Here is a 25,559-nt window from a genome sequence, read left to right on the forward strand (position 1 = left end):
GGTCCCCGTCCCTCCCCGCGTCGGCCGGTCACTTCCGGGCGACGACCACCAGGTGCTCGGCGTTCTGGTCGTACTCGGCGCCCTCCCGGTCGCCGTAGACCTCGACCTCGTCGAACCCCACGTCCCGGAGGAGTTCGGACAGTTCCCGCGCCGAGTAGAGGCGGTGTGAGACCTCGAACTCGCGGACGTCGCCGTCGTCGACGACGACCCAGCGGTTCTCGATCCAGCTCCAGTCGTCCCGCACCTCGTGTTCCTCCAGCAGGTACGTGCCGTCGCGCTCGGACCAGGTGCGCTCGCGGAACTTCCCGGCGAGCACCTCCTTGCTCGTCAGCGACATCACGAGCCGCCCACCGGGGCGCAGCGACTCGTAGAAGTTCCGCGCGGTCCGTCGGTCGTCGTCGCGGTCCTCGAAGTAGCCGAAGGAGGTGAAGGCGTTGACAACGAGGTCGAAGGTGTCCGGCCGGACGAACTCGCGCATGTCGGCCTCGACGAACTCGGCGTCGACGCCGGCCTCGTCGGCCCGCTGGCGTGCGGTGTCGAGGTACGCCGCCGTCGCGTCGACGCCGGTCACGTCGAAGCCGCGGTCGGCGAGTTCGACGGCGTAGCGGCCGACCCCGCAGGGCACGTCGAGAACGCGACACGGCGCCTCGACGCCGGCCAGCGCACACAGCGCGTCGAGTTCCTCGTCGGCCGCCTCGAGCTTCTCCGGCGGGAACATCAGCCCCTCGAGCGTCTCCCAGAAGGACGGGTCCCCGTGCCACGGTGCGTCGGGCATGTCCGGCGGTTCGGCCACCGACGGCATGAACGCGGCGGACGGTTGACAACTGTTGGCACGGAGGTCCGACGCCGAACGGGTACGTACTGCTCCCGAGAGCTACGTGGCTGCCCGTACGCCTCATAGCAGCCCTCTTGTCGCCGCGAGAGCGAGGCTCGGGCGGGTGACCGTCGATGGCACGCACTCGACGCCGGCGACGACTACGGGAGGAACCGCTCGAAGGGAAGGGTGATCGGGGATGCTAGGGGCCGAAACGCTGGCCGACCCGAACGTCCTCGTCCTCTGTTTCCTCGCGCTGTTCTACGTCGGGGTGAAGGCCCTGGCGCTCTACGACAGGTTCGTCGGCGTCGACGACGGCCGTCCCGACGGCGCGGCCGACGGCCCGCGTCCCCGGTGATCGGCCCTCCGGGCGGTCGCCGCCGCTCGCTCCCGGGAAGCGGCTCTCGATAGGATGCCGTCCACGGGACGTGGACCGTCGTGAGCGCGCGATACCGAAAAGAAGCGACGTCGCGGCGGCGTCAGTCCGTGATGACGGTGCTGGAGTCGCCGACGGAGACGTTGGGGTCGCCCTGGTCGACGGCCCGGAGGTTCTGGCCCGTCTCGGTGGTCTCCTCGGTCCAGGCGCCGCCGGCGTACTCGAAGACGTGCCCGCTCTCGCCGACGGCGTAGCCGGTTCCGTCGGCGACGTCGATGTCCCGCAGCGTCGGGTCCCCGAGGACCGTCTTCGTCCACGCGCCGTCGTAGCGGTAGACGACGCCGCCGCTGGCGGCCACCCAGACGTCCTGCGGGCCGTCGCTGTCGACGCCGTAGAAGCTACCGTTCGAGTCGGCGATGCCGATCTTGTCGAAGGAGGTCCCGTCGATGGTGGCGAAGACGTTGCCGTTCGTGTTGATGACGTGGCCGGACGTGACGTCGTAGAAGTCGATGCCCGCGAGCGCGTAGCCCTGGCCGACCCCCACGGAGTTCCACTCGCCGCTCTCGCCGTTCTCGAAACTGTAGGAGACGATGCCGGAGCCGTCGGCGACGTAGACGTTGGCCTCGCCGGCCTGGCCGGTGACGGCGACGTCGAGGAAGTTGTTGGTGTTGTCCTGCGGGGAGCCGTGGTCGTTGATGTTGCCCGTCCTGACGTTGTACTCGCCGACGGCGCCGGAGGCGCCGACGAACCACAGGCGGTCGCCGTCGTCGGTGACGTCGGCGCCGTAGAGGTCCCGGCCGTCGCCGGTGACGCCGCCGTCGGTCACCTTCCGCCAGCCCTCCTGGGTGCGCTCGAGGACGACGCCGTTGTTGCCGACCGCGTAGGCGCCCTCCGACGTGTAGGCCACGTCGTGGAGGTCGCCGTCCGTCGGCGTCTCCTCGACGGTCCACTCCGCCGGCATCGCGGAGACGGCCGGCGCGGCCGCGGCGGCGCCGACCGCGCCGATGGTCTTCAGTACTGTCCGTCGCGTCCAGAATTTTCGGAACATTTCGTTTTGATGTTCCGAGTCACGGTATTAAATCCTCGTATTCTTTCTAGAATAGAAATAAGTAATTAGTACTGCTGTGGGATACCGTTCCCTCTGGAGGGATGGGTACAACCTCCCGGTCGGCGGCCCGCCGCAGGGATTTTGATGGCCGCTCCCTACGTACCCGCATGACCGACAAAGAGACGCCGGGCGGCGGCCGGACGCCGGCGGCCCGCGACATCGTCCCGGCCGCACCCGAGGCGTTCGGCCTCACGCAGGTCTGGTGGGGCGACGGCAAGGGCAAGACGACGGCGACGCTGGGGATGGCGTTCCGGGCGGCGGGCCACGGTTTCCGGGTCCACGTCCTGCAGTTCATGAAAGGCGGTGCCGACAGCGTCGAGGACGTCCGCGGGGAGTACAACGCCGTGGCGGCGATGCCGGGGCTGACCTGCGAGAACCTGGGCCACTACGGCTGGCACGCGATGAACGACGGGACCGACGAGCGCGACCACGCCGCCGAGGCGCGGGCGGGGCTCGAACGGGCCCGCGACCTGGTGGCGGCCGCCGACGCCGCCGACCTCACGACGCCGTTCGCACTCGATTCGGACCCCGACGAGGGGATGCACATGCTCGTCCTCGACGAGGTGCTGTACGCCGCCGACCGGGGGCTGGTCGACCCCGACGACGTCGTCGCCCTCGTTGAGGACGCCCCCGAGGGCCTCGAACTCGTGCTGTCGGGGAGCCACGAGCGCCCCGACTACCTCGTCGAACACGCCGACCTGGTGACGAACGTCCGCAAGGAGAAACACCCGATCGACGCCGGCCAGCGGGCGCGGAAGGGAACCGAGTACTGAGCGGTCGACTCGAAAAACCGCCAGCAGACGGCCGTCTGACGCGCGACCGACGCGAGCACAAAGCCCATTACGGACCCCGCCGGAGTGACGCCCGGAGGATGGGTGGGCGCACGCTCCTTCCCCTTTGTGCTCCCTTTCGGACGCCTACTCGAAGAGGTCCGTCTCGTACTTGACGTAGTTGCCGAGCCAGCCGCCGAGCGCGCTGAACGCGACGGTGTAGAGGGCCGACAGGACGATCACGACCAGGACGACGACGAGGAACACGCCCGCACCGCCACCACCGCCACCACCGGGGCTGACCGCGATGAACCCGAAGAGAGCGACCGCGACGAAGAGAAACAGGGCGATGGGAATCGCGGCGACGACGCCCGCGTAGGCGCCGACGCGGGCCCCCCCGCCCCGCTCGCCGCCCTGGAGGTAGCCGGCCACGGCTCCGCCGAGCACCGGCGAGAAGGGAACGAACGAGAGGACTATCGAGACGACGCCGCCGATCAACGCGTTGAGGAGGGTATCTCCTTCGGCCATACATCCGGCTGGACGGGGGCAGCGAATAAAAGCATCCCCGACACCGACCGGGCGGGCCCCAGGACGGCACCGGAGAGGGGACGAAGCGTGTGGGTCCACCGGTGCGGACCGTTACGACTCGATGAAACCGCCGGCCGCGTCGAGGACCTCGGACCTGCTTCTGGTCGTGTCGAAGGCCTCCGGGAACGGGTCCTCGTTGTTGAGGTCGTTGAGGTAGGACGCGTGTCTGGCCTCGACGGTGGCGATGGTCGCGCCCGCCTGGGTGAGTTCGGCGCTCTCGATGAACTTGATCGCGCCGTCGTAGGCGGAGACGCCGGTGTTCTCCAGCACCATCGCGATGCCGATGAAGTCCGCGACGGTCTCGAAGCCGAAGTCGTACTCCAGTTCCCCGGCGGGATCACCGCCGAGGTCGTTGATGACGCTCGTCAGCGTCTCGGTGTGGGTCGCCTCGTGCTCGCCGATGGTGACCATCCGGTCGTAGGCCTGCTCCATGTCCCAGGGGTACTGCTCCAGGTCCTGCTCGTCGTCGTAGGCGGCCTCCCGGAAGTCTTCCTTGCTGAACTCCTCGGTTCCGCGCCGATAGAAGACGTCCTCGAGGTGCTCGAGCGTCAGCGCGTAGTTGAGCACCGCGATGTCGTCCTCGAAGGAGTCGTCCTGGGCGGCCGCGCCGCCGGCGCCGGCGCCGAGCGCGAGCAGTCCGGCGCCGGCCCCCGCGGACTTCCTGAGGACGCCGCGCCGGGTGTCCGTCCCGAGTTCGCCACGGGCTGCCGCCACGATACGGTCCGCAATCGCCGTTCCGTCGATTCCGTCGGTCATGGGTTGCCGTGCCTCCGGGGCACGCCCGATGGTTCGGACGACCCTCAAAGAGGCTTCGCCGGATTCCGTCCGGACCGCGACCCAAATTGCGCCGTATTCGACGGTCGTACTAACCCGACGAGCGGCGCCTTGGGACCGAACAGTCTAGAAGGGGAAACCGCCGGTCAGTCGCCGCGGACGTCGACGACCAGCACCGGGACGTGCGTCTCCCGGAGCGTCCGCTCGGTGACGCTGCCCAGCAGGGCGCGCTTGACGCCCGAGCGGCCGTGCGAGCCCATCACCACGAGGTCGATGTCGTTGTTCTCCGCGTAGCTTGCGACCTTCTCGTGGGGGCGCCCCGAGGAGACGTGTTCGACCACCTCGAGGCCGCGCTCGCGGGCGCGGTCTGCGACGTAGCCGGTCGCCCGGTCGGCCGCCTCGCGGACCTCCTCCATCTCGTCGAAGCGTCCCGCCTCGATGCGGTCTAGCTGTTCGCCGCCGAGCGTCAGGCTCATCGAGTCGATGTCGACGACGTAGAGGGCATGCACCTCCGCGTCGTACTTCTCGGCGAGGTCGAGCGCGTGCTCGACGGCGGTTTCGGCGACGTCACTCCCGTCGGTCGGAACGAGTATCTTTTCGTACATTGGTCAGTCGTCGGCGGGGGTCTCGCCCCCGTCTGTCACGACGTCTTCGGCGGTCTGTTGCTGTCCCATCGGCTCGGGACTGTGGCACTGCCGCACCAGGTGCTTGGTCTCCATCGGCGGCTCCGGCGTCGCAAGCGAGACGGCGATAGTGACGAGGAAGACCAGCGGCGTCCCGACCAGCGCCGCACCGATGGGCGGGACGTACTGGGCGTATATCGGCACCAGCGCCTGCCCGCTGCCGCCGGCGATGTCGGCGAGGAAGCCGATGTAGGCCGGCAGGACGCTGTTGACGACCGAGGCGATCCACAGGAGCAGGCCGACGATCATGCCGGCCAGTGCGCCCTGGCGGTTCGTGTTCTCCCACCACAGGCCGAGGAAGAACATCGGGAACAGCACGGTCCCGGCCAGCGAGAAGGCGTAGGCGACGAGTTCGCCGATGAGCGCCGGCGGGTTGAACGCGGTGACGGTCACCAGCGCGCCCATGCCGACGATTGTCGCACGGCCGATGAGCACCTGCTGGCGCTGGGTCGCGTCGGGGTTGACGAGTTCCGTGTATATGTCGTGGGCGACCGCCGACGAGGCCGTGATGAACAGCCCCGCCGTGGTGGCGATGGCGGCGGCCATCCCGCCGGCAGCGACCAGTCCGACGAACCACGGCGGCAGGTCGGCGAACTGTGCGGCCAGCACGACGATGACGTCACCCTCCGCGCCGGACATCGCCTGCTGACCGCTGAACACCGCGTCGGGGCCGATGCCGTTGACCTGCGCGAAGAGGTCGACGCCGAAGGCCGCCATCGCGGGAGCGGCCCAGTACAGCAGACAGATGAAGAACAGCCCCGAGACGGTCGACCAGCGGGCGGTCCGCTCGTTTTCGACCGTGTAGAACCGAACGAGGACGTGCGGCAGCCCGCAGGTACCGACGACGAGCGAGAAGGCCGTGGCGACCCAGACGTAGTAGCCCGCGTTCACGAACGGTTCGGAGAACTCCCGCCCGAGGTCGTTGATGAGCGCACCGTACTCGATCTGCGGCAGTATCGTCGAGTACCCCTGCGTGAAGCCGACGACGTAGACGCCCGCGAGGAACGCCACGATGAGGATGACGTACTGGACGGCCATGTTCTTCGTCGCGCCCAGCATCCCCGACAGCGCGAGGTAGCCGACGGTGATGGTCATCATCACGACGATCATCGGGACGATGTCCAGTCCGAAGACGTACTGGCCGACGAGCCCCATGCCGCGGGCCTGCCCGACCGAGTAGACGTACGCGATGAGAAGCGTCGTGAACGCGGCCAGCGCGCGGGCCGCAGAGGAGTTGAACCGGTCGCCGACGAAGTCCGGCGCGGTGTACTTCCCGAACCGGCGCATCTGGGCGGCCAGGAAGATGAGCAGGATGAAGTACCCGGTCGTCCAGCCGACGATGAACGCCAGCCCGTAGAAGCCCGACAGGGCGACGAGCCCCGCCAGTCCGAGGTACGACGCCGCCGACATCCAGTTGGCGCCGATGGCCATCCCGTTCTCGATGTTGCCGATGCCGCGGCCAGCGACCCACATCCCCTCGGTGTCGGCCACCTTGAACACGTAGCCGATGACGAGGAACGACGCCATCATCAGGAAGACGAGGATGGCGGGAACGAGCTTGAACGAGATGTTCAGCGCCTCGGCCTGCAGGGGGATCACTGCTCGACACCCCCGTCGGCGGCGGCGGCCTCGCCGGTCGCTTCCTCGCTTTCGACCGAGGCGGGCTCGATGCCGTACTTCTCGTCGAGTCTATCCCTGGAGCGCGCGTAGACGGCCGCCAGCACCAGCGACCCGGTCGGCGCGCCGACCGCGACCAAAAAGTAGTGCAGCGGGAACCCGACGACGGGCATCGTCGTCGTCATCGTCTCGGGGGCGAGGTAGGTCGCCGTCACCGGGCCCCAGACGACGAGCACCCAGGCGACGAACGTCCCCCAGACGATCTTCAGGTGGTCCCGCATGAACGGCGTCGAGGGGCTCAGGAGGTTCACCTCCGAGTCCAGGTAGTCGGTCCGTTCGTGATCCTGTGCGGCCGTCGAGACCGCCCCGCCGTCCGTCTCGACGCGCTCGTCGGTCCCGGACGGATCGGGCTGTTCGCGTGAATCGTGCGTGTCCGTGTCTGTCATAGATGTGTCTCACTCGTGGGTCGATCGGTGTCGTCTCGTGCGGTGGTGGCCTATCGTTCGAAAGAGCGGTGCGCGGTCAGTCCCCTCGCACCTTCGCCTCGATGTCCTCGACGACGTCAGGGTTCCGGAGCGTGCTGGTGTTACCCAGTTCGTCGCCGTTGGCGATGTCCTCGAGCAGCCGGCGCATGATCTTCCCCGAGCGGGTCTTCGGCAGTTCCGGCGTGAATATCACCTTCTCCGGGCGGGCGATGGGACCGATGGCGTCCTCGACGCCCTCGATGATCCGGTCGCGCATCTCCTCGCCCTCCTCGTAGCCGTCCTCGAGGATGACGTAGGCGTAGACGGCCTCGCCCTTCATCTCGTGGTCGCCGCCGACCGCGGCGGCCTCGGCGACGCCCTCGACGCCGACGACGGCCGACTCGATCTCCATCGTCCCCAGGCGGTGCCCGGAGACGTTGATCACGTCGTCGACACGTCCGAGGATGGTGATGTAGCCGTCCTCGTCGATCTTCGCGCCGTCCTCGGGGAAGTACACCCACTCGTCGAGTTCGGGATCGGAGTAGTCCTCCCAGTACTCGGAGACGAACCGCTCGTCGTTGCGGTACAGCGTCCGGAGCATTCCGGGCCAGGGGTTGTTGACGGTGACGTAGCCGGCCTCGCCGGCGGCGACCTCCTGGCCGTCGGCGTCGACGACGCGGGCGTCGATGCCGGGCAGCGGCGGGCCCGCCGATCCGGGCTTCATCGTCCCGATACCCGGCAGCGTCGTTATCATCATCCCGCCGGTCTCGGTCTGCCACCAGGTGTCGACCACCGGGCAGGACTCGTCGCCGATGTGCTTGTAGTACCACTTCCAGGCCTTCGGGTTGATCGGCTCCCCGACCGTCCCCAGCAGCCGCAGGCTCGAGAGGTCGTGCCGGTCGGGGTACTCGCTGCCCCACTTCATGAACGCCCGGATGGCCGTCGGCGCGGTGTACAGCTGGTTGACGCCGTAGGTCTCGACGATGTCCCACAGGCGGTCCTTCTCGGGGTAGTCCGGCGTGCCCTCGTACATCACCGAGGTCGTCCCGAGCGCGAGCGGCCCGTAGACGATGTAGGAGTGGCCGGTGATCCAGCCGATGTCGGCGGCACACCAGTAGGTGTCCTCGGGCTTGACGTCCAGCACCGCGTGGGAGGTCCAGGACACGTACGAGAGGTAGCCGCCGGTGGTGTGCTTGACGCCCTTGGGCTTGCCAGTCGTCCCCGAGGTGTACATGAGGAACAGCATGTCCTCGGCGTCGCGGGTGACCGGCTCGACGGTGGCGCCCTCCTGGTCGGCGACGAGGTCGTCGTAGTCGAGTTGGTCGGCACCCAGTTCGTGGTCCAGTTCGTCACCGAGGCGGTCGACGACCACCGTGGTCGTCCCGTGTTCGACGCCCGCCAGCCCCTCGTTGGCCTTCGAGATGTGGTCCAGGGCGTCCCCGCGGCGGTAGTAGCCGTCGCAGGTGACGAGGAACTCCGAGTCCGCGGAGTTCATCCGGGTCGCCAGCGCGTCGGCCGAGAAGCCGGCGAACACCACCGAGTGCGGCGCGCCGATGCGGGCACACGCCAGCATGGCGATTGGCAACTCGGGGATCATCGGCATGTACATCGTCACGACGTCGTCCTCCTCGACGCCCTGCTCGCGCAGCGCGGCCGCGAACTCGTTTACCTCGCGGTGGAGCTGTTCGTAGGTGTACTCCCGTGTCTCGCCCAGCTCGCCCTCCCACTGGATGGCGAGTTCGTCGCCGCGCTCGTCGAGGTGTCTGTCGAGGCAGTTCGCCGAGGCGTTCAATTCGCCACCGGTGAACCACTCGTAGAACGGCTCGTCGTCGTCGACGAGTACCTCGTCGTAGTCGGTCTCCCAGTCCAGCAGGTCGGCGGCGCGCTCCCAGCACTCCGGCCAGTTCTCTTCGAACTCCTCGTAGATCGAGGGGTCCGAGACGTTGGCCTGTTCGACGAACTCCGTGGGAGGCTCGAACGTCTCCTGCTCGGCGAGTCGAGCCTCCAGTTGTGTTTCCTCCTCGGACATTCCATTCGTTGAACTGTCGTCCCACCTAATAAGCGGGGAATCTAAGCATGCCAAACGACCGTGTGGAACCGACCCCGTTCGGGCCGGGGGTACCCGCTCGTTTCGAGTCGAGCGGCACCGACACGCCCCGGAACCGACGCCGCGACGCGACGCTTCCGAGCGGTCGGAACGCCGCGCTCGACGCCGTCGGCCCCCCGGTTCGAACTGTTTAGCCCGGCCGGGGCGTGTCGGCACCGATGTGGTCACGGGTGTGCTCGAAGAACGACGACAGCAGCTTCCGCTCGGCCTTCCGGAGGTGGTTGTGCAGCGTCGGCGAGGAGACGCCCATCGAGTCGGCGACCTCCTCGGCGGTCGACCCGCGGGGCCAGTCGAAGTAGCCGGCGAAGTACGCCGCCCGCAGCGCCGCCCGCTGTTTGTCGGTGAGGCGGGCGGCCAGCGAGTCCTGGAACTCCGCGACCGTCTCGACGGGCTGGTCGACGGCCTGCTTTGCGCGGAGGTCGGTGTCGGGAAAGGAGGCCTGCACGCCCTCGACGACGCTTCGGACGTCGGTCTCCTGGGCGATTTCGGCCCGCAGCGTCGCCTCGCCGGAGTCGACGACCGCCGCCCGGATGGTCGCGCCGAGCTCGGTCAGCGTCAGCGCGGGCGAGGCGCCCTCGACGGTGAACTCCAGCAGCGAGTGGTCGTCGTACTCCCGGATGTAACGGGCGTCGGCGACGCCGTCGGCCGCGACGGCGGTGTCCAGAAACGGGTCCGGCCGCGCCCCCGAGAGGGTCACGTAGAACAGGAGCGTCGTCTCGCCGACGGGCACGACGGCCTCCAGCGTACACGAGCAGTCGTGCTCGCGGGTGGCCGAAACGAGGAAGGCGCCGTCGTCGGTACAGCCGAACTCCAGTTCGACGACGGTGTCGGCAAGCAGGAGGTTCCGGCGCTCGATGGCCGTCACGGCGTGGCCGAGGCGGGCGCCCAGGTCGGCGAGCAGGGTCCGCTCGCGGTCGCCGAACGCCGCGTCCCGGTCGGTGAACACCACGAGGACGCCGTAGGTGGTCTCCCCGTAGGCGAGCGGGACGACGCCGGCGGCCCGCGCCGCCGAGACGGTGCTTCGGTCGAGCGGACCGACGACGGCCTCGTCGAACTCGCCGCCCGTGACGCGCGGCGTCTCCGTCTCCAGGGCCGTCTCCAGGGCCGACCCCTCGACGTCGACGGGATCAGCGCTTTCGTCGGCGGGATCGATCCCCCACTCGCGGGGCTGCACGCGGGAGTCGCCCGGGTCGGTGCCGCCGACCCACGCCGAGACGTAGGCGTCGCTGTCGGCCAGCGACGCACAGACGGCCGCCTCGATCTCCTCGCGGGTCGACCCCTCGATGAGTTCCCGGCCGGCGGCGTTGATGTCGGCGACCAGCGCCTCCAGCCCCTCCAGCGTCTCGCACCTTCGCGCGAGGGCGCGCTCGCGTCGGACCCGTTCGGTGACGTCGGCGCTGACGGCGACGAAGAACTCGACGTCGCCGTCCTCGTCGTGGACGGGCGCGACTGTCTGTCGGACGTGGACCCGCTCGCCGCTCTTGCGGCGCGTTGTCAGCTGGCCGGTCCAGGCCTCGCCGTCCAGCGCCGTCTCGCGCAACTCCTCGTAGAAGGCGTCGGCGTCCTCGTCGGAGCTGAGGAGGTCGCCGGCGCGCCGGCCGACCGCCTCCCCCTGGGTGTAGCCGGTCAGCTCCTCGAAGGCGGCGTTGGCGTAGCGGAGTTCGCCGGTCGCGTCGGCGAGACAGACGGGCTGGCCGGCAGCGTCGACGGCCCGCTGGAAGGCGCCGGCAGCCAGGCCCTCGCCGGCTTCCGCCCGGCTGACGACGGCGACGAACCCCTCGAGACGGCCGCTATCGCGGCGGGCACAGACGAGCGTCGACAGCCGGACCCGGTCGCCGTCCGTCCGGCGGAACCAGCAGTCCTCGACGGTGAGGTCGTCGCGGCCGGCGTCGGCGAGCAGTTCCTTCGGGCGGGCGCGCTCGCGGGCCTCGTCGGTGAACAGGCTGCCGAAGGGCGTCCCGGCGAGCGTTCCCGGCTCGTTGCCCGTCAGCGCCTCGACGGCCCCCTCACAGCCCAGGATGCGGCCGTCGGCGTCGAGTTCGACGACCGCGGCGCCCGTCGCGTCCTCGAAGGACGACCCGCCCCCCGCCGTGACACGCCCGTTCGAGTCGGCGAAGGCGGCCGCTATCTCCCGTTCCTCGAGCGGCTCGACGTAGGAATCGAGCGCCCCAAGTCGATCCCAGCCGCCGACGGCGCGGACTGCTCGGGGATCGACGTCCTCTTCGACGAGCAGCCGGCGGGCGAAGTACCGCCGGAGGTCGTCGCTGGCGACGCCCGCCAGACTGTCGTCGCCGGTCGCGGCGGCGGCCCGGTCGGCGACCTCGGCGACGAGCATCTGGACCCGTCGCGGCGTCACGTCCACGAGCCGGGCGTCGGGGTCGGCCCCCGCCGTCGCGGCGTACTCGTCGATTTCGCGGGCGAGTCCCTCGGGGAGGTAGGCCCGGCGGCGGCGCTCGCCGTCGCCGTCTCGGACCGACAGGAAGTGGTGGACCTCGCCGTCGAAGCGCCGCCGGCCGACGTCGCCCGGCCGGACGCGGACCTGTTCGGCGGGAGCGATGCCGGCCTCGGCGACCAGCCGGACCACGAGCCGTTCGCGGGCGGTGGTCGCGGCCGCCAGGAGCCGGTCGTACGCCTCGCGGTCGAGTACCCCGCCCATTTCGAGAACGTAACGTATTCCGAAACCTTGGGTCTTTCGGGGGAATCGAGCCCGAGCGGGCCGCCGCCTCGCGGGAGAAGCGGGGAGGAAACTGCCGATTTCGCCGTCGACGCGCCCGGGGCAGCGTTTCGGATTCGGTACTCGGTGCGAAATCAGCCGTCGGACTCGAGGTACGACCGCGTCTCGCCGGCCAGTCGCGCCCGGAGTTCGCCCACGATTTCGGGGTTTCGCAGCGCACTGATGTCGCCCAGTTCCTCGCCGGTGGCGATGTCCTCGAGCAGCCGGCGCATGATCTTCCCCGAGCGGGTCTTCGGGAGTTCGGGAGTGAACACGACGTGGTCGGGGACGGCCACCTCGCCGATGGCCGCCTCGACGGCCTCCGTGACCGTCGCCCGGAGGACGGCGTCGGCCGCCTGCTCCCGCTCGGTGCTGACGTACGCCAGCAGGTCGCCGCCGGCCTCGACCGCAGCGGCCTCGGCGACGCCCTCGACGCCGACGATGGCCGACTCCAGTTCCATCGTCCCCAGGCGGTGCCCGGCGACGTCGATGACGTCGTCGACCCGTCCCAGTAGCGTGACGTAGCCGTCGTCGTCGACCTTCGCGCCGTCGCCCGCGAAGTAGGCCCACTCGTCGAGTTCGGGATCGGAGTAGTCCTCCCAGTACTCGGAGACGAACCGCTCGTCGTCACCCGCCAGCCCGCGCAACATGCCGGGCCAGGGCTTCTCGACGACGAGATAACCAGCCTCGCCGGGAGCGACCTCCTGGCCGTCGGCGTCGACGACGCGGGCGTCGATGCCGGGCAGCGGCGGCCCCGCTGCCCCCGGCTTCATCGTCCCGATACCGGGCAGCGTCGTTATCATCATCCCGCCGGTTTCGGCCTGCCACCAGGTGTCGACCACCGGGCAGGACCCGCCGCCGATGTGTTCGTAGTACCACTTCCAGGCCTTCGGGTTGATCGGCTCCCCGACCGTCCCCAGCAGCCGCAGGCTCGAGAGGTCGTGGGACTCGGGATGGTCGGAACCCCACTTCATGAACGCCCGGACCGCGGTCGGCGCCGTGTAGAAGACGTCGACGCCGTAGCGCTCGACCAGTTCCCAGATGCGGTCCTTCTCGGGGTAGTCCGGCGTCCCCTCGTAGATGATGGTCGTCGCACCGAGCGCGAGCGGCCCGTAGACGATGTAGGAGTGGCCGGTGATCCAGCCGATGTCGGCCGAACACCAGTAGGTGTCCTCCGGCTTGACGTCCAGCACGGCGTGTGTGGTCCAGGCGACGTGGGCGAGGTACCCCCCGGTAGTGTGACGGACGGCCTTCGGTTCGCCCGTCGTCCCCGAGGTGTACATCACGAAGAGGTCGTCCTCGCTGTCGCGGGCGACCGGTTCGACCGTCTCCGACCGGTGGGCCGTGACGAGGGCGTCGTAGTCGTGCTGGCGGTCACCCAGCGAGTGCGGCAGGCCCCCACCGAGGCGGTCGACGACCACCGTCTCGACGTCGTGGTCGACCCGCCTGACCGCGCGGTCGGCCTTGCCCTTGTGGTTGAGGGCGTCCCCGCGGCGGTAGTAGCCGTCGCAGGTGACGAGAAATTGCGAGTCGGCGCTGTCCATCCGGGTCGCAAGCGCATCGGGCGAGAAGCCGGCGAACACCACCGAGTGCGGCGCGCCGATGCGGGCACACGCGAGCATGGCGATGGGCAACTCCGGAATCATCGGCAGGTACAGCGTCACGACGTCGTCCTCGCCGACGCCCAGCTCGCGCAGCGCGGCCCCGAACGCCTCGGTCTCCCGCTTCAGGTCCCCGTAGGTGTAGGTCTCGGTCTCGCCGCGCTTGCCCTCCCACCGGATGGCCGCGTGGTTCTTGCGTCCGGCCTCGACGTGGCGGTCGATGCAGTTGTGGGCGGCGTTGAGCCGCCCGTCGACGAACCAGCGGTACCGCGGCGCCCCCGAGTCGTCGAGCACCGCCTCGTAGTCGGTCTCCCAGTCCAGCAGGTCGGCGGCGCGCTCCCAGCAGGCCGGCCAATTCTCCTCGAACGCCTCGTAGATCGAGGGGTCGGTGACGTTGGCCTGCTCGACGAACTCCCCCGGCGGCTCGAACCGTTCGCGGCTCTCGAGCCACGCCTCCAGTTCGACGTCGACCCCGTCGTCCATCGCCCGTTCATCGGGCTGTCACCGGGATAAGCGTTCCTCCGTCGGCGGCCGATCCCGTTTGCGGCCCGACCTCGACCCCTGGGACTGGAACGGGACCGTCACGTCGACCGACTCCCCCAACCCTATACCCTCCCACGACGACGGGTCGACCATGACCGAGCAGTTCGGCAACCGGAAGCTCAATCGCGTGTACCGCGAGGGGATGTTCGAGGGCGAGACCCCCGAATTCCCCGTCAGCTACGAGGAGTTGCGCGAGCGGGCCCACGAGGCGATGAGCGAGGAGGCCCGCGCGTACATCCACGGCGGGGCGGGCGCCGAGGAGACGTTCCGGGTCGAGCAGGACTTCTCCGAGTGGCGCATCGTCCCCCGGATGCTGCAGGGCGTCGCCGAGCGCGACCTGACGACGACGGTGCTGGGCCAGGAGATCGACTACCCCGTGATGGTGACGCCCTTGGGCGTCCAGGGCATGGTTCACGAGGAAGGAGAACTCGCCACGGCGGCGGCCTGCGACGACCTGAACGTCCCCTTCATCCTCTCCTCGCTGTCCTCCAACTCGATGGAGGACGTCGCGGAGGCGCTGGGTGACACCCCCAAGTGGTTCCAGTTCTACTGGTCCAGCGACGAGGCCATCGCCCGCTCGTTCCTCGACCGCGCCGAGGACGCGGGCTACGACGCCATCGTCGTCACCGTCGACGCGCCGACGCTGGGGTGGCGCGAGCGGCTCATCGACCGTGGCTACTACCCCTTTCTCGAGGGCCACGGCGTCGCCAACTACTTCTCGGACCCCGAGTTCCGCAGCCAGCTCGAGGCCCCGCCCGAGGAGGACCCCCAGGCCGCCGTCGACCACTTCCTCGACATCTTCGGCGACTCCTCTTTGACGTGGGACGACCTGGAGTTCGTCTTCGAGCACACCGACCTCCCCGTGCTCATCAAGGGCGTCCTCCACCCCGAGGACGCCCGCCTCGCGGTCGAGCACGGCGCCGACGGCGTCGGCGTCTCCACCCACGGCGGCCGGCAGGTCGACGGCTCCATCACCGCCCTGGAGGCGCTGCCCGAGATCGTCGAGGAGGTGGGCGACGAGGCGACCATCACCTTCGACTCCGGTATCCGCCGCGGGTCGGACATCTACAAGGCGCTGTCGCTCGGCGCCGACGCCTGCCTCGTCGGCCGGCCGTTCGTCTACGGGCTGGCACTGGGCGGCCGCGACGGCGTCCACCACGTCCTCGAGAACCTCGTTGCGAACTTCGACCTCACGATGGGGCTGGCCGGCCGCGACGCCGCGAGGGACCTGGACCGCGACTCGCTGCGACACGAGTCGGAACTGCCGCCCTGAGACGCGGTCGTAGAACTGCTCGCGGACCGTCGGGGTCAGTCCTGTCGGCGTGACTCGACTGTCGGATGGAGCGTGCTTGTCGAGGGCAGGATACTCCGTCAATTTCGTTAGAGGTAATCGTGGGCCTGCTGTATACAGGGCGCGAATCGGTCACGTATCCGTAGGCCTCTGGGGTCGGTGAGAGTAATCGCTCTGAAGCGCACCTTTATTCAAGATGATTTTCAGGAGTTGGCCCATTCAGTTCTTTAGATCTGTCCATTTCTCACATTGAAACCTTGTCCCGGCTTTAAGTATGTCACTAGCAAAACACCCCGAACGATGGGAGAACCACAACAATACGAGACCACTGCCCTCAATCTCTCTGGCAGTCAGTATACCGTCGAACAGACGGGAACGGACGAGAACTTCCAACCTGAGTATGAAGCCAGGGATGTCACTGGTAACACGATCTTCCGCTGCACCCACCAGATGTACGAGGGGAACGATACCTTCCCCTTCCTCGACACCGACGGAACTGAATTATTTACTGTCGAAGCCAGCGGTAATTGGGATATCGCCGGCGACTATCTGCTCACCGATAGCCAGACTGGAAAAGAACTCGTCGTTCTGGACAACGACTTTTCGCTCTTCCAAGATACCTGGCGAATCCGCGACGCTGAAGACGAGTTGCTTCTCGCCGAGATCAACTCACATGGCGCACTCTTCACTGTGGGTCGAAAGATTCTGCCAGTGGGCCAGTGGATCGGACACAAGTTCGAGATAACTGATGCGGAAGGCACTGCTGTTGGGACCATCGAGAGCGGCTTCGGCGTGTTTGACCAGTACGAAATCACGATTAGCGATAGCAGTTCGGTGCCAATCGACCCGATCGTGGCGGGAACAGTCGTTATCGATGCAATTCAGGAAAACTGACTGAGATCGACGTACCCTCGGACGTTCGACTTACTCTCCCGACTTTCCTCGGTTATGCCACACGCCCAGTGAATCGATATCGATTTGATTGCTGCATACACCCTCTGTATTCACACGCGACTCTCGTAGTATTCGTACAATTCGTAGTCGGCCACGCTAAATTCCAACCCTACATGCACCGTCACACCTCGCCGACGGTCACGTAGAAGGGAACGGTCTCCTCCCGCCGGTACTCCTCGGCCTGCAACTGCCGGACCGCCTCCCGGCCCATCTCGCGCCACTCGCTGCGGAGCGCGTCCAGTTCCTCCTCGGTGCCGGCCATCGTCTCCCGGCGGTCGCGCAGGCCGTCGGCGCTGGCCTTCCGGCCGACCGCCCGGACGTCGGCCTCGCTGTAGGGCGGTTCGACGACGAGCGTCTGGTCGTACCGCTCGGTCGTGACGTTCGAGAGGCCCTCCGCCCGCAGGAGGTCCGCAGCGCCCTCGCCGAGGCCGACATCGGTGTCGACCCCCTGGATGTACCGCTCTCGGGCGCGGGCCGCCAGCGCGCGCTCGGCGTCGACCGTCGACCGAACCGAGACGGCGGCGTTGTCCGGTTCGATGCAGGCGACCCGCGCGCTCGCCACCCGAGAGAACTCCCGGACAGCCCGCCGGGGGGTCGGGAGGTTGATGAGCAGCGCCTGACAGACCACGAGGTCGACGGCGTCGTCACGGACGGGCAGGCAGTGGGCGTCGCCGCGAATCGTCGGTCCGTCGAGTTCGGCCAGCAACGCCGCGTCGCGGTCGCAGCCGATCACCTCGCCGGGGCACTCCTCGCGGAGGACGCGGGTCAGCGCCCCCTCGCCGCACCCGACGTCCAGCACCCGCTCGCACGAATCGAGGTCCAGCGCCGCCAGCGCCTCGCGGCCGTCGTCCCACATGCCGCGGCGGGTCTCCCGCAGGTAGTCCGCCGAGAAGCGTCGCATTGGCGGAGCGAAGACGGCGAGCGGCAAAAGCCAACCGGACCGGGCGGGTCGCCCCGCACTACTCCTCGCGGACCGGAGGGTCGCCCCGCGCTACTCCTCGTACAGTTCCCGGACGCGCTCGACGTTCCAGGCGTAGGACTTGCCGTCCTCGGTGGGAGTCTCCAGGACGAAGGGCACGCCCTCGACGGCGTCGTGGTTGACGAACGCCCGCATTCCCTCGTCGCCGATCTTCCCCTCGCCGACGTGGGCGTGTTCGTCCTTGTTCGTGCCGCAGTCGTGTTTGGAGTCGTTGAGGTGGACGCACTCGAGGTGTTCGAGACCGACCACCTCGTCGAACTCGGCGAAGGTCTCGTCGACGCCCGCCGGCGTCGAGAGGTCGTAGCCGGCGGCGAACATGTGGGCGGTGTCGAGACAGACGTCCAGGTTCAGCGAGCACCGCTCCAGAACGCCGGCGAGTTCCTCGAAGGTGCTGCCGAGTTTGGTGCCGCCGCCGGCGTCGGACTCGACGAGGACGGTCACGCCGTCGGGGACGTCCAGCACCTCCAGCGCGGAGGCGGCGTTGTCCAGGCCACCCTCGACGCCCGCGCCCGTGTGGGCGCCCAGGTGGACGTTGACGTAGGGTATCGACAGTTTCGCGGCGGCGTCGAGTTCCTTCTGCATCGAGTCGATGGACTTCTCCCGGAGGTCGTCCTTCGGGGTACAGAGGTTCACGAGGTACGACGAGTGGACGACCCACGGGCCGACATCGTGCTCGACCGAAATCTCGCGGAAGCGCTCGGCCTCCTCGTCGCCGACGTTCGGGTCCTGCCACACCTGCGGCGAGTGGGTGAATATCTGCCCGCAGGTGCCGTCGTATTCGAGTTGTTCCTCGACGGCGTTGTGGACGCCGCCGGCGATGGAGGTGTGTGCGCCGATGTCGAGCATACGAACGCTCGGGCGGGCCGGACGATAGGGGCTTCGGAATCAGTCGTCGGGTCCGGGGCGCCGGCTACCCCGACCCGTCGGTCGCCTCCGCCCGACGGGCCGTCTCGACACCCGTGACCTCGAAGCGCGCGCCGCCGTCGGCGCTCTCGACGACCGACACCCGCCAGCCGTGGGCCTCGGCTATCTCCTTGACGATGGCGAGACCGAAGCCGGTTCCGTCCTCCTCGGTCGAGTAGCCGAAGGAGAACACGTCGTCGCGTGCCTCGGCGGGGATGCCGGGGCCGTCGTCTTCGACGTAGAACCCCTCGCCGGAGTCGAGGGCACCGACGCGGACGGTGACCGTACGTTCCCCGTCCGCCGAACCGTGTTCGACGGCGTCGTCGGGAGCGTCAGCGACCGACGGCTCGGAAGCGTCCTCGCTTCCGGCGTCGTCGGCCGACGGCCGACTGCTCGTGGAGCCGTGCTCCACGCTGTTCCGAAACAGGTTCTCCAGCAACTGCTGGAGTCGGTCGGGATCGGCCTCGAACTCGAGGTTGTCCTCGACCCGGACGGTCGCCGCCCCCGTGTCGACGACCTCCCGGGTTCGGTCGACGACCGACGCGAGGGACACGTAGTCCGTCCGGGAGATGGGCTGGCCCTCGCGGGCGAGCGTCAGCAGGTCCTCGACGAGCGTCTCCATCCGTTCCAGCGCCGACTTGGCGGCCTCGAGGTCCTCGTCGTCGTGGCTCTCCAGCGCGAGGTCGACCCGTCCCTTGGCGACGCTGAGCGGGTTCCGGAGGTCGTGGCTGACGACGCTTGCGAACCGCTCGAGGCGCTCGTTCTGCCGTTCCAGCTCCGTCCGGTACTGCTCGCGTTCGGTGATGTCCGTCAGCGTGATCTGCCGGCCGGTCCGGGTCCCCGAAGTGGAGAAGGGGTTCGTCGAGAGCTGGTAGTACCGCATGCCGCCGACCCGCTGGATGTCGACGACCGCCTCCTCTGCGTCGAGGTGGTCGGCCAGTTCCGGGACGACCGCGTCGACGCGCTCGTCGACCGTCAGTCCCGGGAACAGCTCCGAGGCCTCGGCGTTGTAGTCCCGGACCTGGTCGTCGTCGTCCAGCACGATGACGGGGTCGTCCCGCTCGCCTGCCACCCGGATCGTCTGGAAGTCGTCGAGATACACGAAGAGGACGCCGACCGAGAAAGCGGCCACACCCAGCGGCTCGTAGGTGAAGTCCAGAAGCAGGGGACTCGTCGCGCCCGCGAAATCGAGGACGACCGGCAGGCCCGTCAGCCCGACCAGTGCGACGAGCGGCCGCGTCTCGTGGCCGACCTGCCAGAACAGTTCGACGAGCATGAAGTAGCCGACGGCCGACAGCGCGTACGCAAGCCCCATCACGAGCCAGTGGAGCGGCCCGTTGGTGACCGTGAGGTGGGGAAACGGCGTCTCGACGAACGCCGTCCGGAAGTAGAGCCCGTGGACCGGATTGGCGAGCTTCACCGCCACGACGGCGAGAAAGACGCCACCCGCGAGCCGGCGGAGGGTCCTCGAGCGGTGGAGCCGCCGGCCGGTGTAGGCCGAACAGAAGTACAGCCACGGGCCGACGGTCCCGAAGCCGATTATCAGCCCGGCGTAGTGGAAGGCGAGTTTGAGCCCCGGCGTCGGCGCGAGCAGGAAGCCGACGTGGGCGCTCGCCCAGGCACCGCTGGCAATCAGGAGTGCGACGAGACCGCGCCGGGTGTCGGCGTGGTCGATCCGACGTGCGCGGGGGATGCCGAGGAGACAGACCGCGCTGGCAACCCCGAACGCGAGGACGTAGGCGAGGAAGACGGGGTCGACCGGGAGCCAGGAGAGCGTGGCCACAGTACCCGGTCTATTACCGTCCAATAAATAACTGTTCACCCGAAATCCGGGCGCGTTGAACGCCCCGCCGACGATCACTCGTCGGCCGTCCCGCCGGCGTCCTCGCGGAACTCGAAGCGCGCGCCGCCGTCGGCGCTCTCGACGACCGACACCGTCCAGTCGTGGGCCTCGGCGATGGTCTCGACGATGGCCAGCCCCAGCCCGGTTCCCTCGTCGGTGCCGGAGTGTCCCGATTTCAGGATGGCCTCGCGCTCGGTCTCGGGAATGCCGACGCCGTCGTCGGCGACGTAGAAGCCGTCATCGAGCCCGCCGACGGTGACGGTCGTCGCCGCGTCGCCGTGTTCGGCGGTGTTGGTAAAGAGGTTCTCGAGCAGTTGCCGGAGCCGCTCGGGGTCCGCTCGGACGGTCGGGGCGTCCTCGATGGCCAACTCGAGGTCGCCGGTCTCGACGGTGCGCCACGCCTGTTCGGCGGCGCTTCGCAGTTCGACCGGCGTCGGGTCGCTCTTGAGTTCGCCCCGCCGAGCCAGCGTCAGCAGGCCGTTGACCAGTTCGTCCATTCGCTCGTGGGCGCGCTCGACGGCCCGGTAGTGGTCCTCGTCGCCGGTCGCCCGCGCGAGGTCGAGTCGCCCGCGCGCGACCGACAGCGGGTTCCGGAGGTCGTGACTGACGACGCTTGCGAACCTGTCGAGGCGCTCGTTCTGCCGGGCGAGTTCCTCGGCCCGCTCTTCGAGTTCGCGCTCGCGCTTCTGGCGATCGATTGCGACGACGGCGTGTTCGGCCAGTAGCTCCGCGAGCCGGCAGTCGTCGGTCGAGAAGGCCGCCTCCTCGGTGGCGACCGCCTGGAGGACGCCGTAGTCGCCGAGCGGAACGCTGAGCGCCGACCGGTACTCGAAGTTCGCCGGCGCGTACCGACTGGCACGGAGGTCGTCGACGACGCGCGTCTCGCCGGTCCGGGCGGTCTCGGCGGCGAGGTTGTTCTCGCGGTCGATCGGCGTCTCCTCGTAGTAGTCCGACAGCGAGACCCCGGAACTGATCGCCTGGGGCACGAGGACGCCGTCCTCTATCTCGTCGATGAGCGAGAGGTCGAACGCCAGAATCTCCTCGGCGGCGTCGATGACGATGTCGTAGATCGTCGTCCGGTCGGGTGCGGCCTTCATCCGTTTGGTCACGTCGTGGAGCGCCTCGATACGGCGGTTCTGCCGTTCCAGCTCCCGCTGGTGCTGCTTCTGTTCGGTGATGTCCGTGTAGATGGCGTAACCGCGGGTCTCCGTACCGCCGACGTCGTGGGCGACGACGTGCAGGATGAAATCACGGAGGCCGTCGGTCGTGCGGCGACGAACCTCACCGTAGAAGCCCTCGCCGGTCTCGACCCGTTCGTTGTAGCCTTCGGCCTCCGTCTCCTGGCCCTCCGGGACGATGTAACCGTCGACGTTCTCGCCGCGGAGCCGTTCGCCGTCGTAGCCGAACACCTCCTCGAAGGCGGTGTTGACACGCTCGACGATCGGTTCGCCGTCCTGCATCGTCGTCTCGACCGCCGGATCGGGGATGTTCTCGAACAGGGCTGCGAGGTCGTCCCGTTCCCGCCGCAGGGCCGTTTCGTTTTCCGCCCGATCGAGGGCGGCCTCGGCGTTGGCCGCAAGGATGGTCGCAAGCCGGATTTCGGCGGGAGCGAGGGCGTCCGTCCCCGAGGCCGCGACCGCGAACACCCCGTGGTCGCCCAACGGGAGGTACGTCTCGCCGTCGGTGCCGCCGGCCCGTCCGGCATTCCCGGGGCTCGCGTCGCCGGTCCGGTGGGTCCGTTCGACGGCCGCCGGCGGCTTCTCGGTACGTCCCTCGTGCGGTCCGGTCGCGGCGACCAGCTCGAGGCCGTCGTCGTCGAGATAGACGGCGGCGTCCGACGCGTCGACGATCTCCCTGGCGGCCACGGTCGTCAGTTCGGCGATCCGTTCCGGATCGGTTTCGGCCATCAACTCCCGGGTCGCATCGTGGAGCCGACGGAACCGACCGTCCGCTCGACGGTCCGTCCCGGTCGCGGAACGCTCGATTCGGTCGGCCAGACGTTCGGCCGACTCCCCGCCCGTCCTCGGAAGGTAGTCGGTGACGCCGGCGGCGATGGCCTCGCTTGCGACCGCCTCGCTGCCCCGATCGGTAAAGAGGACGAACGGGAGGTCGGGCGCACGCTCGCGGGCCGCCCGGAGGAGTTCGATCCCGTCGGCGTCCGGTAGGTCGTACTCGGAGACGACACAGTCCGGCCACCCGAGGTCGTCGAGTGCGGTCGCCGCGTCCTCGACCGCCCGAAGGTCGAAGCCCCGCCGTTCGAGACGGCGTGCCGGCTGGCTGCGGGAGTCGTCTCCCCGCACGTACAACACCCTCGTCCCCTGTGTCACGTCCGAACGTAGCGGTGGGCTCGGATTTAATTCTGCGCATGGTTTCGACGCTCTTTACGCCTCACTCCCAGCGAGCGGGCCCGGCCCGGCGTCGGGCGTCAGCGGCCGGAGAGCCGTTCCGGCAGGGTGGCGGCATCGCCGACGCGGTACATCGCGAGGCCGACGAGGAGGAGTGCCGCCCACAGCCCCGGCTGGAGCAGGCCCGCGATGGGTTTCAGCGTCGGCGTGGCCGACGGCGGGAACCAGTCGCCGAGGAGGTTGACGATGGCGTAGAGGCCGTAGGCGTGGACGGCGGCCAGCCACAGGCCGACGACGGGGACGATGGGGTGGCCGTCCTCTCGCCGGAGTTCGGTCGCCAAGAGTGCGACGACGACGGGGAGGAACACCGCGAGGTCCTGCGTGTACGCGCGGGGGGCGACCAGCGGGATGGCGGCGACGCCGAGCGCGAACGTTTCGCTCTCGACGCCCTCGTCGACCGACAGCAGCGCGAGCGCGGAGATGACGGCGGCCAGACCGACCCGGATCACCATTCCGGCTGTCGAACCCAGGTAGTAGAACGGCCGGTAGTACGGCGGCAGCCACAGCCCGGGCGGGTAGGGCGCCCGCGAGTCGCCCCACCCCTTCCCCCAGGTCAGCACGTCGTAGTAGCGCAGGTGGGTCTCGACGCCGAACACCGCGACCGACAGGACGGCGAGCGCGAGGCCGGTTGCGACCGCGCCGACGAACCGCCGGCGGTCCTGCAGGAGATGGGCGCCCGCGGGCGCGTAGATGAGCTTCAACGTACCCGCCACAGCCGTCGCAAAGCCGCTGGCGTAGGCCGCGAGCCGACCGGTCCCGTCGCGCTCGTCGTACAGGAGACCAGCCAGCGCGAACGCCAGGAGTGCGGCCAGAAAGACAGACACCTGCGCCAACTGCATCGAGACGATGACGGGGGCGAATCCCCCGATGGCCCACAGGAGCAGAGCGCGCTCGTACCACGCGAGCGAGAGACCGTACCCCGCGATTGCGGCCTGCAGGCCGACCCAAAGCAGGCCGACGGAGACGACGTTCAACAGCGCGCCGGCCTGGTAGAACGTGATGTCGGCGAACGGGAAGTCGGTGAAGGGGACGAACAGTAGCACGAACACGGGCGGGTAGAGGTAGCTCCCGTGGTAGCCGCCGTTGTCGTTTTGCACGTACAGCGGGTCGCCGGCCTGCCAGTTGTTGACCGCCTGCCGGTAGGCACCCAGATCGAAGTACCGGAACTCCCCGGCGATACCCGTCGACTGGAGCCACCAGTGGAGGGCCGGGTACGCGAGGAGGAACGCGAGTACCGCAAACGAGGCGGCGACGAACCACGGACGGCGCCGCCGGAGGGACCACAGCTGCCGGAGGGCGGACATGGGTAGCGTTGAACGAACGACCGGCATACGTCTTTCGAACGACGCCCGCCGCGTCGTGCGGGCACGGTCACTCGATCCGGTAGCTGGCGACGTCCTCGGCGCCGCAGTTGTCGCAGACGTCGCTGTCGGGCCCGAGCGTGGTCCCGCACCGGCGGCACTCCCGCATCTCGGGCGAGGCGACGAACAGCCGTCTGACGCGCGTGAGTATGGACATGGATCGAACGAGTCTCGAACGTGCCGACACGGCTCCCCGGCCGTGTCCCGGCGCCGCTACGTCCGACCTCACTCCCGCTTTGGACCCTCGACATATAAGGAACCGAGACGTTTCAATCGGGGGCCAGCGGCGGGGCTGTACACGTCCGTGGGTAGCTGTGAACCCGAACTTTCCTGTGTCCGCCCGCCCACCTGCCGACGATGAGCGACGGACCCACGACCGTCGAGACGCTGGCAGGTGACCCCGCAGGCTGGCCGGCGGCCCTGCGGGATTTGCTCCGGGACGCGAGCGAGGAAGCGGTCGACCGCGGCGCGCTGCTGGCGGAACTGTCCGCCGGGGCGGCCGACGACGAGAGCGCGGAGCAGCGACTCGCATTCCTCGAGACCGTCGGCGTCCTCGACTGTGCCGGCGACGGCTGTTCGCCAGGTGAGGTCGGCCGCGAATACCTCGACACACACGACGAGACCGTCCTCTACGAGGCGCTGTCGGACTCGGTGGACGGCTTCGAGACGGCACTCGAGGGGCTCGCGGTCCGGCCGCTCACCGACGTCGAGATAGCCGACCTGTTGTCGGCCACGCTGGCGGCCGAAATCGAGCCCGCGGAGGCCGGACGGTACGGCTCGTGGCTGTGCGCGCTCGGGTACCTCTCCCGCGAGGACGGCGTCAACGAGCTGACGCGGAAGGGCCGGCGGCTGGTCGCCACGACCGACGACCTCACGCCGCCCGGCGCGGACGCGGATCGGTCGGGGCGATCGGGCCCGTTCGACAGTGCCGGCTCCGAGAGAGGGCGGTCGGCGGGCGAGTCACCCGAGGGCGGGGGCGTCCGACAGTCTCCGGCCGCTGACGCGTCCGGCTCTCGGGATATCGAAACCGACGACGAAACGGACGAGGACACACCGGAATCCCTCGAGAGCGACCTTCGCGCCCGGTACGACGACACCTGCATGGTCTGTGGCGAGCGGCGACGGCGCGGGGACGACGGGGGCTACTCGGAGATTCACTTCCTCATGCCGCTGGCCGCACCCCACGACGGGCCGGCCGACCCTGAAAACGCCGTCGTGGTCTGTCCGAACCACCACGCCGACTTCGAGCACGGGACGGTGACCGTCGACCCGCGGACGCTGACCGTCGGACACGAGTACGACGGGTCGGTCACCGGTCGGACGCTCCTGACGGCCGACGACCACGAACCCGGCGCCCAGTACCTCGCGTACCACAACGACGTGGTCGCCGGGGAGTGAGCGGCGCAGAGGTGGGCACAGTAGCGGTCGAGAACGGGAGAAGGGAACATACGCTCGGAACTCGTTTCGATCGAGATCAGCGGAGTCGAGACGGTCTCGTGACACGAACGGTACTCGTAGGCGACGTGGTGCGGCCAGCACGTCACACAGACTACCCCTGACCAACTACGAAAACCGCGAGACGGCAGAGGGCGGCGACATGACTCCAGTTCTGTTCCAGTTTCGAGGCCCGTCCGACGAAATCGAAAACAGCTCTTTCAGCGCCGC

The 25,559-nt window shown here is 68.8% G+C and carries 21 protein-coding genes; 5 read left to right on the forward strand and 16 right to left on the reverse strand.

Annotated features, from left to right (window positions below):
• Nucleotides 1-28: 28 nt before the first annotated feature.
• Complete coding sequence (locus tag NLF94_RS18575; RefSeq protein WP_254839129.1) at nucleotides 29-775, reverse strand: class I SAM-dependent methyltransferase; 747 nt, start codon at nucleotides 773-775, stop codon at nucleotides 29-31.
• Nucleotides 776-1,013: 238 nt separating this feature from the next.
• On the opposite strand from NLF94_RS18575, the gene NLF94_RS18580 reads away from it, so the two are divergent.
• Complete coding sequence (locus NLF94_RS18580) at nucleotides 1,014-1,172, forward strand: hypothetical protein (RefSeq protein WP_254839130.1); 159 nt, start codon at nucleotides 1,014-1,016, stop codon at nucleotides 1,170-1,172.
• A 121-nt stretch (nucleotides 1,173-1,293) separates the two neighbouring features.
• On the opposite strand, the gene NLF94_RS18585 is transcribed toward NLF94_RS18580, so the two are convergent.
• Entirely contained in the window at nucleotides 1,294-2,238 is a 945-nt protein-coding gene (locus NLF94_RS18585) for a beta propeller repeat protein (protein WP_254839131.1), read from the reverse strand.
• A gap of 167 nt (nucleotides 2,239-2,405) precedes the next feature.
• Between NLF94_RS18585 and NLF94_RS18590 the strand changes: the two genes are divergently transcribed.
• On the forward strand, nucleotides 2,406-3,071 hold the full coding sequence (locus tag NLF94_RS18590; RefSeq protein ID WP_254839132.1) for a cob(I)yrinic acid a,c-diamide adenosyltransferase: 666 nt from the start codon (nucleotides 2,406-2,408) through the stop codon (nucleotides 3,069-3,071).
• A 144-nt stretch (nucleotides 3,072-3,215) separates the two neighbouring features.
• On the opposite strand, the gene NLF94_RS18595 is transcribed toward NLF94_RS18590, so the two are convergent.
• From NLF94_RS18595 to acs (NLF94_RS18630), 8 genes are all read right to left on the reverse strand, one after another.
• Complete coding sequence (locus NLF94_RS18595) at nucleotides 3,216-3,596, reverse strand: DUF5518 domain-containing protein (RefSeq protein WP_254839133.1); 381 nt, start codon at nucleotides 3,594-3,596, stop codon at nucleotides 3,216-3,218.
• Nucleotides 3,597-3,707: 111 nt separating this feature from the next.
• The gene (locus NLF94_RS18600) at nucleotides 3,708-4,412 is read right to left on the reverse strand and encodes a ferritin-like domain-containing protein (RefSeq protein ID WP_254839134.1); all 705 of its coding nucleotides are present in this window, start codon (nucleotides 4,410-4,412) and stop codon (nucleotides 3,708-3,710) included.
• Between the two features lie 164 nt (nucleotides 4,413-4,576).
• Complete coding sequence (locus tag NLF94_RS18605; protein ID WP_254839135.1) at nucleotides 4,577-5,035, reverse strand: universal stress protein; 459 nt, start codon at nucleotides 5,033-5,035, stop codon at nucleotides 4,577-4,579.
• A gap of 3 nt (nucleotides 5,036-5,038) precedes the next feature.
• Nucleotides 5,039-6,643, reverse strand: a complete 1,605-nt coding sequence (locus NLF94_RS18610; RefSeq protein ID WP_254841453.1) for a sodium:solute symporter family transporter — start codon at nucleotides 6,641-6,643, stop codon at nucleotides 5,039-5,041.
• Between the two features lie 65 nt (nucleotides 6,644-6,708).
• Nucleotides 6,709-7,176, reverse strand: a complete 468-nt coding sequence (locus NLF94_RS18615) for a DUF4212 domain-containing protein (protein WP_254839136.1) — start codon at nucleotides 7,174-7,176, stop codon at nucleotides 6,709-6,711.
• 76 nt (nucleotides 7,177-7,252) lie between these two features.
• Nucleotides 7,253-9,223 carry an acetate--CoA ligase gene (gene acs, locus NLF94_RS18620; RefSeq protein WP_254839137.1) on the reverse strand — a complete coding sequence of 657 codons (1,971 nt, stop codon included), beginning with the start codon at nucleotides 9,221-9,223 and terminating at the stop codon, nucleotides 7,253-7,255.
• A gap of 208 nt (nucleotides 9,224-9,431) precedes the next feature.
• Entirely contained in the window at nucleotides 9,432-11,957 is a 2,526-nt protein-coding gene (locus tag NLF94_RS18625) for a bacterio-opsin activator domain-containing protein (protein WP_254839138.1), read from the reverse strand.
• A 152-nt stretch (nucleotides 11,958-12,109) separates the two neighbouring features.
• Complete coding sequence (acs, locus tag NLF94_RS18630; protein ID WP_254839139.1) at nucleotides 12,110-14,098, reverse strand: acetate--CoA ligase; 1,989 nt, start codon at nucleotides 14,096-14,098, stop codon at nucleotides 12,110-12,112.
• 151 nt (nucleotides 14,099-14,249) lie between these two features.
• Here acs (NLF94_RS18630) and NLF94_RS18635 point away from each other — a divergent pair, with 151 nt between their 5' ends.
• Together NLF94_RS18635 and NLF94_RS18640 are read left to right on the forward strand one after the other, a co-directional pair.
• On the forward strand, nucleotides 14,250-15,431 hold the full coding sequence (locus tag NLF94_RS18635; RefSeq protein WP_254839140.1) for a lactate 2-monooxygenase: 1,182 nt from the start codon (nucleotides 14,250-14,252) through the stop codon (nucleotides 15,429-15,431).
• A 318-nt stretch (nucleotides 15,432-15,749) separates the two neighbouring features.
• Nucleotides 15,750-16,343 carry an LURP-one-related family protein gene (locus NLF94_RS18640; protein ID WP_254839141.1) on the forward strand — a complete coding sequence of 198 codons (594 nt, stop codon included), beginning with the start codon at nucleotides 15,750-15,752 and terminating at the stop codon, nucleotides 16,341-16,343.
• A gap of 181 nt (nucleotides 16,344-16,524) precedes the next feature.
• Here NLF94_RS18640 and NLF94_RS18645 read toward each other — a convergent pair whose 3' ends face one another.
• From NLF94_RS18645 to NLF94_RS18670, 6 genes are all read right to left on the reverse strand, one after another.
• On the reverse strand, nucleotides 16,525-17,304 hold the full coding sequence (locus NLF94_RS18645) for a class I SAM-dependent methyltransferase (RefSeq protein WP_254839142.1): 780 nt from the start codon (nucleotides 17,302-17,304) through the stop codon (nucleotides 16,525-16,527).
• A gap of 90 nt (nucleotides 17,305-17,394) precedes the next feature.
• Nucleotides 17,395-18,228: a deoxyribonuclease IV gene (locus NLF94_RS18650; RefSeq protein ID WP_254839143.1), complete on the reverse strand. Its 834-nt coding sequence runs from the start codon at nucleotides 18,226-18,228 to the stop codon at nucleotides 17,395-17,397.
• Nucleotides 18,229-18,292: 64 nt separating this feature from the next.
• Nucleotides 18,293-20,068, reverse strand: a complete 1,776-nt coding sequence (locus NLF94_RS18655; protein WP_254839144.1) for a sensor histidine kinase — start codon at nucleotides 20,066-20,068, stop codon at nucleotides 18,293-18,295.
• A gap of 74 nt (nucleotides 20,069-20,142) precedes the next feature.
• Nucleotides 20,143-22,455, reverse strand: a complete 2,313-nt coding sequence (locus tag NLF94_RS18660) for a GAF domain-containing protein (protein WP_254839145.1) — start codon at nucleotides 22,453-22,455, stop codon at nucleotides 20,143-20,145.
• Between the two features lie 98 nt (nucleotides 22,456-22,553).
• Nucleotides 22,554-23,837 carry a glycosyltransferase family 87 protein gene (locus tag NLF94_RS18665; protein ID WP_254839146.1) on the reverse strand — a complete coding sequence of 428 codons (1,284 nt, stop codon included), beginning with the start codon at nucleotides 23,835-23,837 and terminating at the stop codon, nucleotides 22,554-22,556.
• A 67-nt stretch (nucleotides 23,838-23,904) separates the two neighbouring features.
• On the reverse strand, nucleotides 23,905-24,051 hold the full coding sequence (locus NLF94_RS18670; RefSeq protein ID WP_254839147.1) for a hypothetical protein: 147 nt from the start codon (nucleotides 24,049-24,051) through the stop codon (nucleotides 23,905-23,907).
• A 200-nt stretch (nucleotides 24,052-24,251) separates the two neighbouring features.
• Between NLF94_RS18670 and NLF94_RS18675 the strand changes: the two genes are divergently transcribed.
• Nucleotides 24,252-25,292, forward strand: a complete 1,041-nt coding sequence (locus NLF94_RS18675; RefSeq protein ID WP_254839148.1) for an HNH endonuclease — start codon at nucleotides 24,252-24,254, stop codon at nucleotides 25,290-25,292.
• The last annotated feature ends 267 nt before the right edge of the window (nucleotides 25,293-25,559 follow it).

The organism is Natronomonas marina (assembly GCF_024298905.1).
GTDB classification, from domain to species: Archaea; Halobacteriota; Halobacteria; order Halobacteriales; family Haloarculaceae; genus Natronomonas; species Natronomonas marina.

What these genes read in the sequence shown, in the direction of transcription:
- NLF94_RS18575 (WP_254839129.1), bottom strand. Translation starts at nt 775, where the DNA reads ATGCCCGACGCACCGTGGCACGGGGACCCGTCCTTCTGGGAGACGCTC.
- NLF94_RS18580 (WP_254839130.1), top strand. Translation starts at nt 1,014, where the DNA reads ATGCTAGGGGCCGAAACGCTGGCCGACCCGAACGTCCTCGTCCTCTGT.
- NLF94_RS18585 (WP_254839131.1), bottom strand. Translation starts at nt 2,238, where the DNA reads ATGTTCCGAAAATTCTGGACGCGACGGACAGTACTGAAGACCATCGGC.
- NLF94_RS18590 (WP_254839132.1), top strand. Translation starts at nt 2,406, where the DNA reads ATGACCGACAAAGAGACGCCGGGCGGCGGCCGGACGCCGGCGGCCCGC.
- NLF94_RS18595 (WP_254839133.1), bottom strand. Translation starts at nt 3,596, where the DNA reads ATGGCCGAAGGAGATACCCTCCTCAACGCGTTGATCGGCGGCGTCGTC.
- NLF94_RS18600 (WP_254839134.1), bottom strand. Translation starts at nt 4,412, where the DNA reads ATGACCGACGGAATCGACGGAACGGCGATTGCGGACCGTATCGTGGCG.
- NLF94_RS18605 (WP_254839135.1), bottom strand. Translation starts at nt 5,035, where the DNA reads ATGTACGAAAAGATACTCGTTCCGACCGACGGGAGTGACGTCGCCGAA.
- NLF94_RS18610 (WP_254841453.1), bottom strand. Translation starts at nt 6,643, where the DNA reads ATGATGGCGTCGTTCCTCGTCATCGGCTACGTGTTCAAGGTGGCCGAC.
- NLF94_RS18615 (WP_254839136.1), bottom strand. Translation starts at nt 7,176, where the DNA reads ATGACAGACACGGACACGCACGATTCACGCGAACAGCCCGATCCGTCC.
- acs (WP_254839137.1), bottom strand. Translation starts at nt 9,223, where the DNA reads ATGTCCGAGGAGGAAACACAACTGGAGGCTCGACTCGCCGAGCAGGAG.
- NLF94_RS18625 (WP_254839138.1), bottom strand. Translation starts at nt 11,957, where the DNA reads ATGGGCGGGGTACTCGACCGCGAGGCGTACGACCGGCTCCTGGCGGCC.
- acs (WP_254839139.1), bottom strand. Translation starts at nt 14,098, where the DNA reads ATGGACGACGGGGTCGACGTCGAACTGGAGGCGTGGCTCGAGAGCCGC.
- NLF94_RS18635 (WP_254839140.1), top strand. Translation starts at nt 14,250, where the DNA reads ATGACCGAGCAGTTCGGCAACCGGAAGCTCAATCGCGTGTACCGCGAG.
- NLF94_RS18640 (WP_254839141.1), top strand. Translation starts at nt 15,750, where the DNA reads ATGGGAGAACCACAACAATACGAGACCACTGCCCTCAATCTCTCTGGC.
- NLF94_RS18645 (WP_254839142.1), bottom strand. Translation starts at nt 17,304, where the DNA reads ATGCGACGCTTCTCGGCGGACTACCTGCGGGAGACCCGCCGCGGCATG.
- NLF94_RS18650 (WP_254839143.1), bottom strand. Translation starts at nt 18,228, where the DNA reads ATGCTCGACATCGGCGCACACACCTCCATCGCCGGCGGCGTCCACAAC.
- NLF94_RS18665 (WP_254839146.1), bottom strand. Translation starts at nt 23,837, where the DNA reads ATGTCCGCCCTCCGGCAGCTGTGGTCCCTCCGGCGGCGCCGTCCGTGG.
- NLF94_RS18670 (WP_254839147.1), bottom strand. Translation starts at nt 24,051, where the DNA reads ATGTCCATACTCACGCGCGTCAGACGGCTGTTCGTCGCCTCGCCCGAG.
- NLF94_RS18675 (WP_254839148.1), top strand. Translation starts at nt 24,252, where the DNA reads ATGAGCGACGGACCCACGACCGTCGAGACGCTGGCAGGTGACCCCGCA.